The sequence below is a fragment of the Lactonifactor longoviformis genome (assembly GCF_042848515.1).
Lineage (GTDB): Bacteria > Bacillota > Clostridia > Lachnospirales > Lachnospiraceae > Lactonifactor > Lactonifactor longoviformis.
In genome coordinates this window covers 357,626-376,319 of record NZ_AP031453.1, presented here as the reverse complement: position 1 = coordinate 376,319, position 18,694 = coordinate 357,626, and the positions used below count along the sequence as shown (strand labels likewise).

Annotated in this window: 13 protein-coding genes; 1 reads left to right on the top strand and 12 read right to left on the bottom strand. The window is 47.8% G+C overall.

Annotated features, from left to right (window positions below; genetic code table 11):
* Positions 1-10: 10 nt before the first annotated feature.
* Positions 11-6,988, bottom strand: coding sequence for a family 43 glycosylhydrolase (locus ACGHCT_RS01620; protein ID WP_390437843.1), 6,978 nt, complete (start codon positions 6,986-6,988; stop codon positions 11-13).
* A gap of 549 nt (positions 6,989-7,537) precedes the next feature.
* Here ACGHCT_RS01620 and ACGHCT_RS01615 point away from each other — a divergent pair.
* Complete coding sequence (locus tag ACGHCT_RS01615; protein ID WP_390437840.1) at positions 7,538-8,476, top strand: bile acid:sodium symporter family protein; 939 nt, start codon at positions 7,538-7,540, stop codon at positions 8,474-8,476.
* 820 nt (positions 8,477-9,296) lie between these two features.
* On the opposite strand, the gene ACGHCT_RS01610 is transcribed toward ACGHCT_RS01615, so the two are convergent.
* Genes ACGHCT_RS01610 through ACGHCT_RS01560 form a run of 11 tightly spaced genes read right to left on the bottom strand, consistent with a single transcriptional unit; the run spans position 9,297 to position 18,685 of the window.
* A complete protein-coding gene (locus ACGHCT_RS01610) occupies positions 9,297-9,764 on the bottom strand; it encodes a PTS sugar transporter subunit IIA (RefSeq protein ID WP_154261663.1) in 468 nt (155 codons plus the stop codon).
* Positions 9,765-9,805: 41 nt separating this feature from the next.
* Positions 9,806-10,471, bottom strand: a complete 666-nt coding sequence (locus ACGHCT_RS01605; RefSeq protein WP_390437838.1) for a ribulose-phosphate 3-epimerase — start codon at positions 10,469-10,471, stop codon at positions 9,806-9,808.
* Between the two features lie 20 nt (positions 10,472-10,491).
* Positions 10,492-11,310: a BtpA/SgcQ family protein gene (locus tag ACGHCT_RS01600; protein WP_390437835.1), complete on the bottom strand. Its 819-nt coding sequence runs from the start codon at positions 11,308-11,310 to the stop codon at positions 10,492-10,494.
* 23 nt (positions 11,311-11,333) lie between these two features.
* Positions 11,334-12,434, bottom strand: a complete 1,101-nt coding sequence (locus ACGHCT_RS01595; protein ID WP_390437832.1) for a M42 family metallopeptidase — start codon at positions 12,432-12,434, stop codon at positions 11,334-11,336.
* A 16-nt stretch (positions 12,435-12,450) separates the two neighbouring features.
* A complete protein-coding gene (locus tag ACGHCT_RS01590) occupies positions 12,451-13,188 on the bottom strand; it encodes an SDR family NAD(P)-dependent oxidoreductase (protein ID WP_154261667.1) in 738 nt (245 codons plus the stop codon).
* Positions 13,185-14,237 carry an alcohol dehydrogenase catalytic domain-containing protein gene (locus tag ACGHCT_RS01585; protein WP_154261668.1) on the bottom strand — a complete coding sequence of 351 codons (1,053 nt, stop codon included), beginning with the start codon at positions 14,235-14,237 and terminating at the stop codon, positions 13,185-13,187. Before ACGHCT_RS01585 ends, ACGHCT_RS01590 begins: the two co-directional genes overlap by 4 nt.
* Positions 14,238-14,275: 38 nt before the next feature.
* The gene (locus tag ACGHCT_RS01580; RefSeq protein WP_154261669.1) at positions 14,276-15,541 is read right to left on the bottom strand and encodes a PTS galactitol transporter subunit IIC; all 1,266 of its coding nucleotides are present in this window, start codon (positions 15,539-15,541) and stop codon (positions 14,276-14,278) included.
* A 26-nt stretch (positions 15,542-15,567) separates the two neighbouring features.
* The gene (locus ACGHCT_RS01575) at positions 15,568-15,873 is read right to left on the bottom strand and encodes a PTS sugar transporter subunit IIB (protein WP_154261670.1); all 306 of its coding nucleotides are present in this window, start codon (positions 15,871-15,873) and stop codon (positions 15,568-15,570) included.
* Positions 15,858-16,688 carry an HAD hydrolase family protein gene (locus ACGHCT_RS01570; protein ID WP_390437826.1) on the bottom strand — a complete coding sequence of 277 codons (831 nt, stop codon included), beginning with the start codon at positions 16,686-16,688 and terminating at the stop codon, positions 15,858-15,860. The genes ACGHCT_RS01575 and ACGHCT_RS01570 overlap by 16 nt, the downstream gene beginning before the upstream one ends.
* Positions 16,672-18,426 carry a phosphoenolpyruvate--protein phosphotransferase gene (gene ptsP / locus ACGHCT_RS01565; RefSeq protein ID WP_390437823.1) on the bottom strand — a complete coding sequence of 585 codons (1,755 nt, stop codon included), beginning with the start codon at positions 18,424-18,426 and terminating at the stop codon, positions 16,672-16,674. The genes ACGHCT_RS01570 and ptsP overlap by 17 nt, the downstream gene beginning before the upstream one ends.
* Complete coding sequence (locus tag ACGHCT_RS01560; RefSeq protein ID WP_154261673.1) at positions 18,419-18,685, bottom strand: HPr family phosphocarrier protein; 267 nt, start codon at positions 18,683-18,685, stop codon at positions 18,419-18,421. Before ACGHCT_RS01560 ends, ptsP begins: the two co-directional genes overlap by 8 nt.
* Positions 18,686-18,694: the final 9 nt, after the last annotated feature.

Below are 18,694 nucleotides of genomic sequence, written 5' to 3'. Positions count from 1 at the left end.
TTATTTCATACTACCTTGTTCTTGTCCATACGCCAGACTCATTTACATAATACTTACCAACCCATGCATCCGCAACCATTTTGCCGCTTGACTGGCAATAGTACCATTTGCCCTGCACCTTAATCCAGCCTGTGGCCATTGCTCCATTATCCTTCAGATAATACCAAGTGCTGCCAAGTTTCAGCCAGCCTGTGGCCATTGCTCCGCTGTTCTTCAGGTAATACCAGGTCTTTCCATCCTTCAGCCAGCCTGTGGCCATTGCTCCGCTGCTTCTCAGATAATACCAGGTTTTTCCGTCTAACAGCCAGCCGGTAGCCATGGCTCCGCTACTCTTCAGGTAATACCAGGTCTTTCCGTCCTTCAGCCAGCCTGTGGCCATCATTCCATTGCTCTTCAGATAATACCAGGTCTTTCCGTCCAGCAGCCAGCCCGTTACCAGCGCTCCGTTGCTTCTCAGGTAATACCAGTTTTTACCATCCAACAGCCAGCCTGTAGCCATAGCCCCATTGCTCTTCAGGTAATACCAAGTCTTGCCATCCTGCAGCCAGCCGGTAGCCATCATTCCATTGCCTTTCAGATAATACCAGGTTTTACCATCCTGCAGCCAGCCGGTGGCCATCTTTCCATCGCCCTTCAGGTAATACCAATGTTGTCCGTCCTGAATCCAGCCAGTAGCCATCGCTCCGCTGCTCTTCAGATAATACCAGGCATTTCCATATGACAGCCAGCCCGTTACCATCACTCCGTCATCCGCCAGATAGTACCAGGTTTTTCCATCCTGAATCCAGCCGGACTGCCGGTAGCCTGCCTGGTCAAAATGATACCATTTGCCTTCAATGAGTTTCCAGTCTTCCTTAACAAAAGACCCATCCTCATTTTGATACATCCAGCGATCTCCGTCCTGAACCCACGCTGCTGAAGGCGCTTTCTCCAGAAGCTCTAATTCAATATAGTCCAGATCCGCTGCTGTCAGTTCCGCACTCTTGCCCACAGAGATAGTATTTTCACCTCTGTTCAGCTCAACCTCCAGTTCATAGCCCATCCAGTTGTCTACGCATAATCCGTTTCCTGGGGAAGCGTTGAAGGAAACCACTTCTTTAGCAACCGCTTCTCCACCGTTTACAGATACCGCCAGCCCCGCATTGTCCGCGCTGGTAGCTGCGCCGAGATACAGTTTATAGGTACCTTTATCTTTTACATCTGCTTTGAAGGTTACACTCGCGCCTTCATTGTCCAGACCTGTTACCTTCTTTCCTGCAGAGGAGTTATAGGTTTCTTCCACAGCTGCACCGTTGGCAAGCTCTCCGCTTTCCGCTTCTATGCGGGTCCGCTCTGTATCCGGTGTTCCTGAAGGTTTGTTTACTTTTGCATCATATGCAATTGCCTTGCCAAAATTAGGAGTTCCATCTTCATTCCATGTAAATTTCTGGGTCCGCACGCCTCTACCGTTCCATCCCTGTCCGGCTCCTCTTGTTGCATGGTACACAATATAGGATTCTGTGCCGTCTGGTGAAGTTGTAAAGCAGGCATGGCCTGTGGAATAGGTAGAAGGTGCATTCTTCATAAATACAGCCTCTGTTCCCTTCTCCCAGTCATCCGGATTCATTGGATCTCCGTCTTTCTTCAGCGTCAGTCTGCCCAGACAGTAGTCGTCGGTCCAGCTTCCGCTGGCAGAGTAAATAATGTTGGTTATTCCGTCCGGTGATACTGCAATCTGTGCGCCTTCGTTGATTCTTGGTGTTCCATTCAATTCCCATGCGTATTCCGGGCGGGAGAGTTCCACTCTCTCACTGGAAATGGTACACGGATCTGACATCTGGGCAATGTAGATTCTCTGTTCTACATTTACATCCCCTTCCCAGCCGGACCACACGGCATATAATTTTCCGTTGTATTCCAGAACTGTCTGGTCAATGGCCCACTTGTCTGTGGTCGGTGCTAATTTTCCTTTAAATTCATACTCGCCCAGAGCATTGTCTGTCTTGCTTTCCAGCACATACATTCTGTGGTCATTACCGGCTCCCGCGGTGTAATAGATATACCATTTGCCGTTCAGATAGTGGATTTCCGGCGCCCAGAGCTCTCTGTCCGGTTCACCCTCCGCAGGTGTATAGACCATATACGGCTGCGTTGCAGCGATTCTGTTCAATTCTTTTGAGCGGGATACATAGATTTCTTTATCCTTATGCACCCTTACATAATAGTAATATCCATCCTGGTAAGCCACATAGGGATCTGCCCCATAATTCACCAGAGGATTGGAAAATGCACTGCTGTCGTAGAGGCGGATGGTGTACTCCTCATGGAAGCTCTCATCCAGCGGGGAGGTTACCTCAACCTTTCCGGTAAGCAGCTCGTTGTCTGCCTGAGTTACCTTTACATCAAAGTAATCTTTGGACTCTTCTGCCATCTGCGCTTTGATCTCCGGAATCTTGCTCAAGTCTTTGACTTCCACGGAATACTCATGAGTGTTAGTGTCAAAGCCTTCCAGAGGTTCACCGTCCAATGTGATGGAATCCAGCTTGGGATTATAATTGTAGAATGTAATATAGTCCAGTTCAGAGAAGCTGTTTGCTCTTCCGGAATGTGTAACGGTAAAGGTATTCAGTCCTTTGTTCAGTTCCACTTCCACCGGATAGGCCGTCCATACATCCCATCCCTTAGGGATATAATCTACAATTTTTGCGTTGGAGATATCTCCGTTTACATAGTATTTGGCGGATGCATTTGGCTGATCCGTACCGCTTCCTGATACAATATCAACTCTGTAGGTTCCAGCCTTTGGCGCATCCACGGTAAAGGTTACTGTGGCGCTGGAATTATCAATCGTTCCAACTTTTCTGCCGCCGGAAGCGTCTCCTCTGTCCACCGCCTTGGCAGGCAAAGTAAGTCTTGCGTTTTCCGCCTCCATTTTTACCTTCATTTTTCTCTCAGTTACGATTTCATCAGAGCTCATGGCTCTGTTGTAAATCTGGATATTGTCGTAGCATCCCTTAAAGTAAGGGTCATCATAGAAGGACTTTCCAAGATAAGAGATCAGATCAGCTCCCAGCTCCTGGATACTTCTCACATGGGGATTGACAGCGATGAGCTGATCGTCTACATACATAGACATCTTGTGCCCCTCTACCACAACCTTTACATTCACCCATTTATTAAGTCTTCCGGTCTCACCGTCTACCAGTTTATATTCGTTCTGCCAGCTCCTGGTTGTGATACCAGAAGTAATATCATAGTCACGGAATCTGATAAACATATACCGGTTATTATCCTGGCCTATACTAAAGTCCACATGATTTGTGTCTGTTGTCTCAGGCTTTACATCCATACTTATAGTCAGATTATCCATACCGTCGAAGAATCCGGTTGGCAGCTGTGCATAAGTACCCTTAGAACCATCCAGGTATAATACATTACTCTTTTTCTCTTCGTCATACTTGTATGCAGCATTGCCGAACAGTGCGGCATTCAAATTATTCCCTGATTTATCTTTTATTGTGCCGTCTGTAAGTTCTTCCTCAAAATCATAGGAAATTACGGGCTCTTTCTGTTCTGTCTCATTGATCTCTTCTTTTGCAACACCCCACTTAGCGGTTAAAGCATCATACTCCTCCTGAGTAATCGGAAGAATGACACCGTGTTTACCGCCGTCCTGCATAATATAATCATTGTTAGACAGGGCTTTTACGTTATTAGGTTTATCCAGGTCATCACTGATAAAGGGGATATAACCTCTGGTCTGTCCGCCGTATTCATCTACCATGACGCACCATTCGTCTCTGTCGTTAAACTTAAACATGGTGGCGCCTTCGTAAGGACCCCTGAAGGATTCCAGGCAGCCGTCTGCAGAGTTATCGATCTGGGTATAATTTGCCCCCAGATTCTTGTAGGATTTGTCGCCGATGACTACTTCATTTACTTCTTCCCCGTATGCCAGAGGATGCTCCTCCGCAGACTGAAGAATCACATGGGTGTTATCACCCTCCTCCAGCTTAATCAGCTTATAATACTTATTGCCTTCTTTGTGAATGGACGTATCAATATTACTTCCCAGATCATTGTATACCTCAGGCTCTGTAAAGGTATAGAAATCTCTGGTCTTGGATACAAAGTTATACTGCCTTGCATAATTGTCGTCAGCCACCTTGCTTGACCAGTATACCAGATATTCTCCGGTGCCCTCGTCATAGATAGCCTCCGGCGCCCAGGCACAGCCGGCATTGACAGAATCTGCCACAACAACTCTTCTGTGATCTGTCCAGTTTACCAGGTCCGTAGATTCCCAGATGGTGAGTGCCTGACTTCCCTGGGTGGAAAGCTTGTCCCAGTCAACGCCGCCGTACTGGTAGATATTCTGATCGGTAGCTATCAGATAGAATTTATCCCCGTCTGCGGAACGGATAATATAAGGATCTCTGACCTTTTTATCGCCAACCTCAGACTTTAATACTGCTTCATTATTATTCAGGGCCGTCCAGTCCAGGCCGTTCTTGCTGATGCCAAAGAAAACATCCTGTTCTCCCACCTGTCCCGGATGCTCTTTAAAGTGGGCATACAGATAAGCAGTATACTCTTTTTTCTCCGGCTTAGCCTTTACGGTTGTTTTGATCTCCCGGGATTTGGTTACCCCGTCCTTCTCCGCCGAAACCGTAAGGGTCACCGATGTATCCTTGTCCTGACGGGTAACAACACCGGCAGGTGTGGTGTAATAATTGTCATTCTCTTTTTCTTTTGTTGAGATTACGGATTCTTTATCAGACTTCCAGGTAAGCGCCAGGCCATCCTGCTCTGTGGGAAGCGTGATGTTTTCCATAATGTTATCCTTATTTCGGATCTCAACCTTGCCCAGAATCTCGTCCAGAGAATCTTCTGTGGACATATCTCTCTTAACCGTAACATTGGCTGTGACTGTCAGAGGAATATTACCAAGATTCTCTACGCCTTCCGGCAGAATCACGGTACCCGTTACCTGAAGTTTCTGTTCTTCTTTGTCTGCCGGGTCGTAGCCTTCAGCATTCCATTCTACAGCAGCCTTCTTTTCTACCCCTTTTTCCTGAGCAGAAGTGATAAGGCTCGCCTGAATATTCCAGTCTTCCGGTGCAGTTCCGTTTTCTACTACATTCTCCCCTTCCGGACTCTTTACCTCAATGAGGTTATCCACATTCACGGATCCTGAGGGAGCCGCCTGGGGTGTCACTGTAGGTCCTTTTACTTCCAGTACCGTATTGCCGTCTGCGTCCTCTGTAAACTGAAGACGGTCAATGCACAGGCGCCTGGGTTCTGTATCTTTCAGATTATTATGGCAGTGATAGATCATGAACAGCTCCTGGCCGTCGGGGGATTCCGCGATTCCGTGGTGGCCCGCGCCGTGTACCATGGAGTTCGACTGCATAATAGGATTGTTCTCGTATTTAGTATACGGGCCGAGAGGGGAGTCGCTGGTTGCATACCCGGATCCGTAATTATTGCTCTCAAAGTGAGATCCTGAATATGTAAGATAGTACACACCATCTTTCTTAAGCATAAAGGGCCCTTCATTCACTCTGGCCATATCCGTCTCCCAGCCTGTGTCAGGTGTCAGAACACGGGTAATAGTGCTGTCATCCATGGTCATCATATCATCATTTAATTTTGCGCCTTCGATCACATTTCCGTTATCGAATCTTACAAAATAAATATAATACTGTCCGTCGTCGTCCTGGAATACATGAGCATCAATCTCCTTGATATCATCATGCATGGGTTTCTTTTCTTCCTGGACAAAGGGACCCAGAGGAGACTTGCTGGTTGCCACACAGAGGTGTTCCTCGGATACATAATACATATAAAAGGTACCGTCACGCTCAATAATATCCGGTGCCCAGAAGTTTGCATTCCCCCAGACATCATCCTTGGAGAGCGCCCAGCCCTTGTCGGCCCAGTGAATCAAATCTGTTGATGTATAGACTTTAATTCCCTGATCGTCATTGGCATCCCCTGCATTGGTAGGATACAGATAATAGGTGCCATTGTAGTACAGTACATCAGGATCTGCGCACATGGAAAGGAGCGGGTTTGTATAAGTATCCCCTTCGATTTCCGGTTCTGTATAGGCAGAGACTCTGATGTTCCTGTAGGATGCATTGGAAAGCCAGTTTCTGACACCTACGCTTCCTGCCGCGTGATCGCTGTCCTTTGCTTCAATCTTGGCAAAATTATTTCCATTATAATCTACATAACAAGAGATCTTATCTCCTGAGACAGCTACGGTCAGATGATAGGTCTCCCCGAAATTAACGGTTGTTTTCTTGGAGGCAAGCTCTGTCCACTGATTTCCCCTGGTTTTTCCAAGAGTGACCTTGCTGTTCTTAGCATCTACACAGAAGTAATATCCATTATATCCATCAGCTACATTGCCTGAGGCCTCAGAAGCACGAAACAGGATACCGGCCTGAGAGCTGGACTTGTCACCCATATCTGCCTGAGCATCCACGGTAACATCTGCTTCTATTACAAAATCTGTAAAACTTTGCTCCTTTACGATTGCCTTATTACCTGAACCTCCGGTTATAGTAAGTGCATTATCCACACAGTTAAAATCACCGGCATTGTTCCCCGGATAGGTATCCAGTTCATCCATATTTGTGAAATCGTTAATGTAAAGCTGTTCTCCCATGCCCGGAAGGGACGGGCTTTCATTAGTATAATTTGTGCCTGCCTCCTGATTGAGCATGACAGGGGCAGCCTCTCCACTGTCTGTGTCCTCCTCTGATGGTATATTATCCCCGGCTTCGTCCTCCCGGTTTTCTCCATCCGTTTCATTCTGTGAGAGATCCGGAACATCACCTTCATAGGTTCCGGGTTCCTCATCCAGAACAGCCTCATTTGCTGACGGAAGATCATCCGCCTCAGCCGCCAAAACCGGCATATTCATGGAAGTCAGACTCACGGTAATACCCATAAACAAGGCGAGTCCCCGTTTTGATTTTCTCCAAAACTTATTTCTCATCCTTTTCCTCCCTTTCTAATGTTCTTTTTTTGTCCAGAGTTTTTGTGCACTTCACCTAATATTCTTAGCAACTTATCCGGATTCACCATCAATATAACATAATCCTGCTCTTAAATCAACATATATTTTGTTTTATTACATAGATTTTGTTTTAATTTGTACCCCTTTCAGACAGCTTGTATGGCACTGTCTGGCAGGTCCTCTGGTAAGCCCGTACATCTTTTGATACATGTGTCTTACTTGTGCATTATTCGGAAATGTTTTATGGGTAAGCGCCATTATCGGCTGACTCCCCTCATGATAAAAACCGAAGAAGGGCATTCCAAGCCCTGGCTGGATAAAAAACTGGAAGAACTGGGCTGCGGGTTTTTATAAAGATTTCGCCTTATTTTTGGTACGCCTCATGTTGACATTCGTATCACAGATTGCTATGATAAAAACAGTATCGCAAAGGTTAGGCCCTTTGTCTCTTTGTAGAGACAGGGGCCTTTCTGTTCCTTACTTAACCGGCAAACCACACAAGATACTTTTGTCAAAGGAGACCCCCTTATGAATACCTTAAGAAAAATTACCAGCTTTGTCAGCCGTTATATGGCGGTTATTGTAATAGCCGTCTCAGCTCTGGCTCTCTTCACTCCGGATACCTTTGGTTTTATAAAAACTGCTTATGTCAATACGCTGTTGGGCGTTGTCATGTTCGGCATGGGATTAACCTTACAGCCAAATGATTTTAAAGTGGTTTTCAGCCGTCCTAAGGACGTTATCATCGGGTGCCTGGCCCAATTTACCATCATGCCTCTTCTGGCATTTTTGCTGACCAGGTTTTTTTCTCTTCCCACAGATCTGGCCATAGGCGTAATCCTCGTGGGGACATGTCCGGGAGGGACCTCATCCAACGTAATGACGTATCTCTCCAAAGGAGATGTAGCGCTCTCCGTGGGCATGACCAGTGTTTCCACCTTACTCGCACCCTTTCTAACCCCTCCCCTGACCTATCTCTTTGCGGGCACCAGAGTAGAGGTTAATGTTCTAAGCATGTTTTTATCTATCCTTAAAGTTGTTGTCATACCCATCGCAGGCGGCTTTATCATCCATCACTTTTTTAAAGCCGTGACAGAGAAAATTGTGGAGATCCTGCCGCTCATCTCCACAACCGCTATTGTTGCTATTGTTGCCGCAGTAGTGTCCGATAATGCCTCCAAAATCATGACGTCGGGTCTTGTCATTGGCTTCGTCGTTGTCCTGCACAATCTTCTGGGATATGCCTCCGGCTATGCCGTAGGCAAGGCCCTGAAACTGGATACCCGAAAATGCAGAGCCGTCTCTATTGAAGTAGGCATGCAGAACGCTGGCCTGGCAACGTCTCTGGCATCCACACACTTTGCGCAGTATCCCCTGGCGACCATACCTGGGGCTGTCTTTAGTATATGGCATAATACATCCGGGGCTGTGCTGGCGAATATCTATAGGAGGACGGCTGATAAATAATAGTTTATATGCCTAAAGTTCGGAGGTATAGAGTCGGCGAGCAGAGCGTCGCTGACGGACGGTCAAGGGAGGGGGTCTTGGCGCCGAGGACAGGCAGGGACAATACGTAGATCTACTTGCTACTGCGTTTCTCCTCAGCTAACTGCCTAGCCGTTCACTAAGAAGCTCAGGAGAGCCTTCGCTCCTAAGTGACCGCTGGCAGTTGATCTTCGGACGCACTCCGTAGTCTACGCAGATCTACGTATTGTCCCTGCCTGTCCTCGGCGCCAAGACCCCCTCCCTTGACCTGGTTTACCCTCACTTCAGGCATATGGAAAACGGGGGGAAAGGTTGAGAGTTGTACACTTTTCCTCTTATTTCGCACTATTGTCCGCTTGATGTTTTGGATAAATAGCGAACCCCCTGGAACTTCCCCATACCCAGGTGAGAGGACTCCCGCGGCAGCGGGCTGGCTGGGTTGGGCGGGAGGAAGGCTTAAGTTCCGGGGACGATTCCGCAGGAGTGAGTAGAGAGTCTTAGGCAAAACCGGGATTCCCGCAGGAGATTTTTTCGGCAGTCAGGGCCGAAAAAAAGTGAGCATGGGCAGAGAATGCACATCAAGCATTCTTTGCACATACGAACGGTGCTCCTGCGGGGATTCCGGTTTTGTCTTAGACTCTCTTCACGACGGAGGTGTCCCCGGAACTTAAGCCTTCCTCCTGTCCGAACCAGCCGGCCCGCTGCCGCGGGAGTCCTCTCACCGTCCCCCGCCACCTCACACTTTCCGACTTGAATCACTTTAAGCTGAAGTCCAAGCGCTACACTCCTAAATCCCAAATATCTATAGATAAGATGTCAAAATATCATACACCTCATCTCCATCCCCAGCCCCAATCAACTGTTCAATCATCGTTCCATTCTGGACCACTAAATTAATTAGATCTTTCAATACCCCAAGCTGGGCTTTCTGCTCTTTGATGGCCAGCATAATCACAATCTCTACTGCTACCGTATCTCCTGAGCCGCTGCCCATAACCTGGAATTCTACCGGGTGTTTTAGTACAGCCACACAGATTCTGGTTTCCTTTACATATACAGCATCCGTATGGGGGATAGCCACCTTACGGCCTTCTAAGGGAAGTCCTGTAGGATATTTCTGTTCCCTCATTATTACATTTGTTCCGTATTCCTCTGTTACCAGCCCAAGCTGAAACAGACGCTCAGATAAAGTACGCAGCACTTCCTCGCTGCTCTCCCCGCTCACACCTACGTAGCAGGTTTCTCTGCTTAAAGCCTCTTTTAACGGCATAATCTTCCCCCTTATACTTTATCATACGGCAAATCCGTATGTCAGTGCCCAGGGCAAGTACTGTGGTGTGTCCCCGGGTATAAATTACTGAATGTTTCTATGGTATCACAAGGATGTTCTGATGCAAAAATAGTCCGCCCCATCACAGCCCCTGTGGCCCCTGCTTTTTTCAGACAGAGGAATTCTTTTTCAGCAATTCCCCCGTCTGCTATAATCTCTGTCTGAGGGCCGCATAACCTGGCCAGGCATTCTACTTTTTTAATCATCTCATTCTGAAACAGATCGCCCTCGCCGTCTGGTTCAGAGGTCATAATTAAAATATAGTCCAGCCGGTCGAGATACGGCTTAAGGACATTTGCAGGCGTATTTGGATTCAGCGCAATTCCTGCCTTCATCCCCATTCTCTTTATCTTATGGATCACCCGCAGGGGGTAACCCGTGGATTCCCAGTGAAATGCGGCTGCACTGCATCCCGCTTCCCCCAGCTCCTCTATATACATCAAAGGGTTTGTGACCATAAGATGGGCATCCCATATCTTATCATATTTTGACACAACCGCCCGAATGGTTTTCATACCGAACGTTATATTCGGGACAAAATTGCCGTCCTCAATATCAAAATGCAGATACTTATGGCCTCCCAGCGCTTCTATCTCTTTGCCCAGGCACAGCTGATTGGCAGATGCCACTGACGGCAGAATCTTCATTATTATCTGCCTCCCCGCCTTTACAATGTGGCTCTGAATTCTTTTACAACATCCATAAATTCTTTTACACGTGCCTCGTCTGCCGGATTCTCGAATTTTCCGTCCTTCTTGAAGGTGGTGCCTACCACTGCACCGTCTGCTATTTTTAATTGCTCCTTTACATTATTGATCCGCACCCCTGTGTTTGCAAATACAATCGTATCCGGCACCTCATTTTTTACAGTTTCAAGCACCTGGGAATCGGTTGCCGCCCCTGCAGTCAGTCCTGACACACACAGTGCGTCCGGCTTGCAGTTAAACACCGTGCTCTTAGCGATCTGGCTGATATCTTCTCTCTGAATATACTTGGCAGCCTCCGGTACAATATTGAATAACAGCTTTACATCCTCCGCACCAATCTCGTGCTGGTGTCTTACAACTGTACCACAGTTTGTATTCCACAGGCCAAAGTCACTTGCATATACACCTGTAAAAATTTCGCGGACAAACTTTGCGCCTGTCGCCACTGCCAGGTCCAGAGACTTTGCAGGATCCCACAGCACATTAACCCCGAATGGGATATCCAGATCTGATTTCAGCTCCCCGATCACCCGGGCCATGGCCGCTACCGTCTCTGTTCTCACATCCGTGAGATAAGGCAGGCTGAACTCATTGGAAAACATAATTGCATCCACTCCGCCCTTCTGCAGTGCCAGCATCTCCTCTCTGGCCCGTTTAATCACGGCCTCCATGCCGCCGGCTTTGTCAAATCCCGGGTCTCCCGGAAGTGCCATAAAATGACACATAGCGATAATTGGTTTGTCTGTTCCCAGCACTTCTTCTGTCCATTTTTTTCCCATAATAAATTCTCCTTTATTATATATTATTTTTTGATGCCTCTGGTAAGATCCACCTGTCTGCTGAATCTGCAGGCAGCCGCCATCATAAGAGCAATACAATCTTCAATATCCTGCCGGCTGGCCACTTCAACAAGGGAATGGGTGTAGCGTAAAGGAATCGATAAGTGGGCCATGGGGATTCCCTCAGTTCCCGCCAGCTGAGTAAACGCATCATCAGTGATCACCCCGATGACCACTTCTTTCTGGCATTTCAGTCCCTCTTCTTTCGCTGTCTCTTCCAGGAACGCGTTCAGTTTGGGGTTGGGCAGCAGCCCTCCCAGCGTGCCTCTTCCGTGGAAGTTCATATACATAATGGCAACCCCTTTATCAAGCTCCATCTCATACCTTCCTTTTAATTCCGGCGTATCGCAGGCAGGAGAAATATCTACACAGATAGCTGCATCCGGCTGTAATCTGTGAAAGGTCGGAGTTGAAGAACGGATATTGAATTCTTCCTGAACGGTAAATATAAGATGCACATCGGCCTTATGTTCTCTCTGATCTAATTTCTCTGCCATACTAAGCAGTGCATAAATTCCCATTCTGTCATCCAGTGATTTAGATGCCACATAATTACCCAGGCTCGTATAATTAGGCAGGTAGGTCACAACGCTGCCAACGGCAACCCCCTTTTCCAAAACCTCTTCTTTTGATTTGCAGCCCAGATCCACATAGAGTTCAGAAATAGTTGTGACAGCAAACTTTTTGTCGGCCGGTGTCAGATGATGGGAAGTATTCCCCACCACCCCCCTGTATGACTTTGTTTCATCCAGTGTATGTACCTCCAAAAATGCTGCGGGCAGTACCTTTTCAGGAACCCCTCCCACCCGCTCAAGCCTCAGAAATCCGTTGTCTTCTATTTTCCTGACAATCAATCCCACTTCGTCCATGTGAGCAAAAAATGCAATAGACGTCCCGTCCTTCTCTGTCCCCGGATAGGTTGCAGTAATATTTCCCAGCTTGTCTACGTGAATCCTTTGACAGGTCTTCCTGAGCTTCTCCAGGACATAGTCAATCATTTTGTCCTCATGCCCGCTCAGTGCAGGGATATCCGTCAAGTCCTTCAAGTCTTTATCAAAATTCATAGCAATCTCCTCTCTGCTAACCAATATGCATTCTGCCTCCGTCTGCGATTATCACTTCTCCGCACAGGTATTCGGAGAGCTCACAGGACAAAAACAGGGCAATGTTGGCAATATCCTCAGGCTCCCCCATTCTCCCCAGAGGCATTACTGTCTTGTAATGTTCCCGGGCTGCCTCCTCAGATCCAAACCGCTCTACAAGCATCTTGCTCATAATAACAGCCGGGGCTATGCCGTTGACCCGGATGCCGGCTTTGGCATATTCTCTTGCCAGAAACAGGGTCAATGCATAGCTGCCTGCTTTTGTGGTTACATACTGGGGAATCCCTGTACCTCCGCTGAACACAGAAGCTGATGTCAGGATAATAATAGTTCCTTTTGTTTTTTCCAGGTATGGCTTAGCCGCCTCAGAGCAATAATAGGTCCCCTTTGCGTTAATGGCGTAGCTTTTGTCCCAATCAGCCACCACACCTGCATTGTTTACCAGAATATCGATACGCCCAAATCTGTGAACCACATCTGCAAATACAGCTGCAACTGCCGGGCTGTCTGAGACATCACAGAGATAGTACGCCGCCTTTTTTCCATACTTAGAGAGTCCCTGCAGAAGCTCTGCCGCACAGGATTCCGGGCAGACATCCAGAATTACAACCTGCGCTCCCGCTTCAGCATACTTTGCAGCTATTGCGGCTCCAATTCCCTGAGCTGCTCCGGTTACTACAGCAACCTTATTTTCCATAGTTATCTGATAACTCATACTTCGCCTTCTTCCGATTCTTCAACTTTAACAATACATTTCAGGCATTCTCCCCGTCCTATGGTCTGGGCAATCGCCTTATCCAATTCATTCAGAGCATACCTATGGGTAATATAGGATTTTGCATCCACTTTTTTACTGTCTATGAGCCGCAATGCCTCACGGGTGTTGTTGTGATTTGCGGAATAAGTAAGCAGCACCTCCAGCTCTTTAAAAAACGCCTGGCTTACGTAAAACTTTACATATTCTTCCGGGGCCGGGGTAGCGAACAATAATAATTTTCCTCCCTTTCCTGTGAGCTTCAGACCCATCTCCATGGCCTTAATATCTTTTGCCATGACACACACTTTGTCAAACTGATTCCATCCAAATGTTTCTTTCAGGCACTCCAGCTCTTTGTCCAGATCCGCATCCGCTCCACGGACCGCCCTTGCTCCCTTTTTCTCCGCCATTTTCTGCCTCCACGGAATCATCTCATAGGCCACAATGTCGGTTACCCCGTAGGCTTTCAGGGACTCAATCAGCATCAACCCTATAGTTCCCGCACCAATAACTGCAATCCGGTCAGAGGGCTGTACATTAAGTCGCTCAATCCCGTGAAGCGCACATGCCAGGGGTTCGATCAGAGCTGCCTCCTCAAAGCTCATACTGTCAGGCAGCTTTAACGTGTCTGTCTTAACATGGCTCCGTCCGGCTTTGAAATACTCGGCAAATCCGCCCGGTTTATAGTTCGTTGCTTTAAACTGACGGCAGAGAGTATACTTTCCTTTCCGGCACTCCTCACAATTCATGCAGGCAACATGATGATGCACAAACACCCGGTCCCCCACCTGAAATTCCTCCACATTTTCTCCAGTTTCTTCAATCACTCCCACTGCTTCATGTCCCAGGACAACAGGGGCTTTTGGTTTGTTATACCATTCCATGGTATCTGCAACGCAAACTCCGCAGGTATTGGTCTTTACAACAATTTCTCCCTCCCCTGCTGTCGGTTTAGGCATTTCCTCTACCCGGACATCTGCATTGGTGTAATATACTGCTGCTTTCATGGTTTCCTCCTTTTTATATCAAAGCCTTGCCCGCCATTTTAAAAAATAGCTGCGATTTTTGACAGGATCCAAGTCAGCCAGTTACCTGCCGAAAGTGCGGTGATGTTAACTGCCCCGTCAGGAATGGTATATCCCGCCTGTACTGCCATGGTGGTCATTGAGGAACCAAAGCTTGTACAGATAAGCATTACCACGCTCATGATTACAATCCCGCAGATCAGAGAGCGGAAAAGATTTCCCTTGCTGAGACAGGGAACCAAAGCTACAAAGTAAGCCAGGGATGCCAGATCGCCGAAGGGAAGCACCCGGTTGCCCGGAAGGATCACTGCCAGTACCAGAACAACCGGAATCAGGATTATTCCCGCGGCTACTGTAGTTGGGTGCCCGATAAGGATGGCAGAATCCAAGCCTACATAAAACTCCCGATCTCCGAAATGCTTTTTCATAAACTTCTTAGCCGCATCTGAAACTACGGTCAGAGACTCCATAAACAAGGCTATAAATTTAGGTATAATCATCATAACCGCGCCAATGGATATGGCAGAGCTTAGCAGCAGAGGGATATCACTCCAATATCCGGCCAGGCACCCCAGAATCAGCCCCAGAACCGTTCCCAGTACAAGAGGACTTCCAAAAATTCCCCATTTTTCCTGAATATGTTTTTCGTCCCAGTTGATATTCTTAACTCCGGGTATACGGTCCAGCAGCCAGTTCACTCCGGCTATAATTGGTACACTGGTTACTGCCCACCCGTGAGGGATAGACACGCCCGGCACATTGTAAAATGCCTGGACTCTTTTTGCCGTCCGGTCTGCCATCACCAGACAGAACGCCGCATGAATTCCGCCCGCAATCAATCCGACAATTAAATTTCCAGAAATGATATACACTACGGATGCGGTAAACGCGTGATTCCAGAAATTCCAGATATCCACATTTAACGTCTTCGTGAGTCTAGTTGACAGCATTAAAATATTAACTCCAAGGGAAACTAGGATAATCAAAGCTCCGCAGGTGGTGCTGTATGCAATGGCAGATCCAACCGCCCAGCCCACATCTAAAATATCATTTTTAATTCCCCAGTTCTCCACCATAATATCTACCATCGGACTCACAGTAGAGATGAGCAGGCCTATGATCAGATTCAGCCCTATATAAGCGGCACCAAAGGTAAGCCCTGCCATCAAAGATTTTTTGAACTTTGCGCCGAACACCATACACATAATAAAGATGAAAATGGGTATTAACACCGATGCCCCCAGACTTGTCAGCGCACTTGTTACTTTAGTAATCACATCAACCATAAACGCTTTCTCCTTTCCTTTTCCTTTTAAACAGCTGTATTCGAGATTTCCAGAATCTTGGCTGCCAGCTCTTCCAGCAGCTCATCATCCCCCACTCCTGTCAGCAGGGGCACACCATTAAACACAGGCAGCCCGGATTCAAAGGAAACCTGAGCTGTACTCAGAATCACATCACATCCGCTTAACCGGTTTGCAAGGTCCTGTACGCTGCATGTCATAATGGATACGGGAATGTGCCGTTCCTCCATATATTCCTGTACCATCGACGCTGCATGCGTTGATGTTGCTATACCTGATCCACAGGCCACCATTAATTTTACTGTTCTTCCCATAATATCTCTCCTTTTTCGTTATATTCCTGCGCCAGCTGAAACGCTGCTGCCATGCCTCCCTGCTCGGGTACCTCAATGATCCTGCTTCCGGTTTTTTTCAGTTTTTCCGGGGCATTGGCCGGTACAAAGGAATACCTGCTGCAGGCCAGCATAGTATAATCGGTCATTGCATCCCCCGCTGCAAATGTCTGCCCCGGATTCATGTCATACAACCGCAAAAGCTCTGCCATAGCTACGCTTTTGTCCGTATGATCCGAGACAATTTCCACAAAATGCCGGCTGGCAAATCTATAAGTTGTCCCCTTCCAGACGGGCCATGTTCCGCATGTCTCTAAAGCCACCGCATCGGCTCCGGTCAGCAGTATCTTTAATATCCTGCCTTTTACAAGGGATACCTCCGGGATACGGATCCCCCGCTCTGCCCTCACTGCCTTCTGGTCCAGGATGTCATTGCTTTGCAGCAGATAGATCTCATCATCTGTAAAGACCTGGACACTTACATCCGTATACTGCTCCAGCACATACTGCACTGCCGCCAGAACTTCTTCCCCCATAGGGCTGCTCCACAGCAGTTTGCCCTGGATAAAATCATAGATTCCGGCTCCGCTGTATACGATGCAGGGATGTGTAATATTCATGAGCCTTGCCACCTGCTCTGTGGCAACAGGCGCCCGTCCCGTGCTTAATACCAGGATACCCCCGGAATCCATATAATCTGCAGCCGCGGCTATCACCTTCGGATGGATGTAAAAATTGTGATCCGACAGGGTCCCGTCAATATCTGACAAAAAAATAGATTTATAGTTCTTGTTCATGCTCCTCCTCTTTCTTCTTCAGGTATCCGTCCAGAAGCTGCTCAATCTCTGCCGCCGTTTTCAGCCCTGTGATCTGCCCTGCCAGCGCTTTGCACTCACTGCTGTCGAGCCTTCGGATTAATTTCCTGGCATCCAGCAGCGAACCTGGAGACATGCTGAACTCATCCAGACCCAGACCAATCAGAAGAGGAATCATCTTTTTATCCCCGGCAGCCTCCCCGCACATTCCACACAAAATCCCTTTTTCATGAGCTCCCTCAATGGCATGCCGGATTAACCGGAGAACCGAGGGGTGGTAAAAAGAATACAGCTGGGAAACCCTGTCATTTCCCCTGTCCACTGCCAGAGTGTACTGGATCAGGTCGTTTGTACCGATGGAGAAGAAATCGCATTCCTCTGCAAAGGCCTCAGCCATAACGGCTGTTGAGGGAATTTCAACCATAATCCCCATAGGAATCTTATCTTTTACTGCAACGCCTTCTCTGATCAGCTGTTCCCGGCACTGTCCAACGGTTTCTTTGGCCCACCTCAATTCTTCCAGAGAAGAAATCATGGGAAACATAATGTGAAGATTTCCTTTTTCCGAAGCACGGAGCAGTGCCCTTATCTGGGTCTTAAATAACTCCTGCTCCGCCCTGCACAGGCGGATGGCCCGAAGCCCCAGAAATGGATTTTCCTCCTTTTCCAGTCCCAGGGCAGGCACTTCCTTATCCCCCCCTATGTCCAGCGTACGGATGATAACCGGAGCATCCCCCATAGCTTCCAGTACACCGGCGTATACCTGGTACTGTTCTTCTTCCTGGGGAATCCTGTTCCTTGAGAGATACAGGAACTCAGACCGCAAAAGCCCAATCCCCTTTGCACCGCAGCGCACAGCCCTTTCCGTCTCCCCAGGTGTCCCGATATTTCCATACAGTGTTATCTCCTGCCCGTCTTCGGTCCGGCACGGCAGTTTGACCAGCCTCTGCCTTTCCTCATTTCTCTCTTTTTCCCGGGCAATCTTATCCCGGAACTCCCGGCAAGTCTCTTTGGAGGGGTTGAGATATACTTTCCCCAGCTCCCCGTCCACTGCCGCGAGAACCCCGGTCTTGGCATAATCTAAAATCCCTTTGACTCCTACCACAGCCGGAATTTCCAAAGTTCTGGCAAGTATCGACGTGTGGGAGGTCCTTCCCCCTCCTTCCATTACCATACCGGCTACATGGTCCAAATCCATACTTCCGGTAACCGAAGGGGGAATATCCCTGGAAATAATGACCACATCCTCTTTCAGTTCACTCAGATCCGGCATTGAAATACCTAAAATACACCTCTGCAGCTGTACCTTAAGATCCAGAAGGTCACCAGCACGCTGCCGCATATATTCATTTTCCATTCCCTGAAAGGTACGAACATGCCCTTCTATAACCTCTTCGACTGCTCTGACTGCTGTTTTTCCCTTTTGCATCTCCTCCACGATGGGACGAATCAGTTCTTCATCCCTGAGGATGGAGCAGTGAGCCTCGAAGATAGCAGCCTCTTCCTTTCCAATGGACTGTCTGGTTTTTTCGGCCAGCGTTCTTGTTTTTTCATAGATATCCTTTGCCGCACTTAGAAATAGTCTTTTTTCCTCTTCATATCCTTTCCATGTGCCGTCCAGTGGAATCGGGCTTTCCTTTAATACAATTACCTTCGCCAGGCACAGTCCCTTAGATACTCCTGTTCCCTGCATAGATTCACCCCAATCCTCTTTACTCATCCAGACCGTCTTTTATTGCCTGGACAATTGTTTTACTGGCCTCCTGCTCATCCTCACCGTTGCAGACCACTTCAACCTCTGCCCCACAGTCAATGCCTGCTCCCAGCACATGCAGAATAGACTTTGCATTAATTGTTTTATCCTCCCCACACACAATCTCTATCTTTGAGACAAACTGATTCGCAAGTTTAATGAGGGTGTCCGCAGGGCGTGCATGCAGACCTTCCTTTGAAATTATTGTTACCTTTTCTCTTACCATAATTATCCT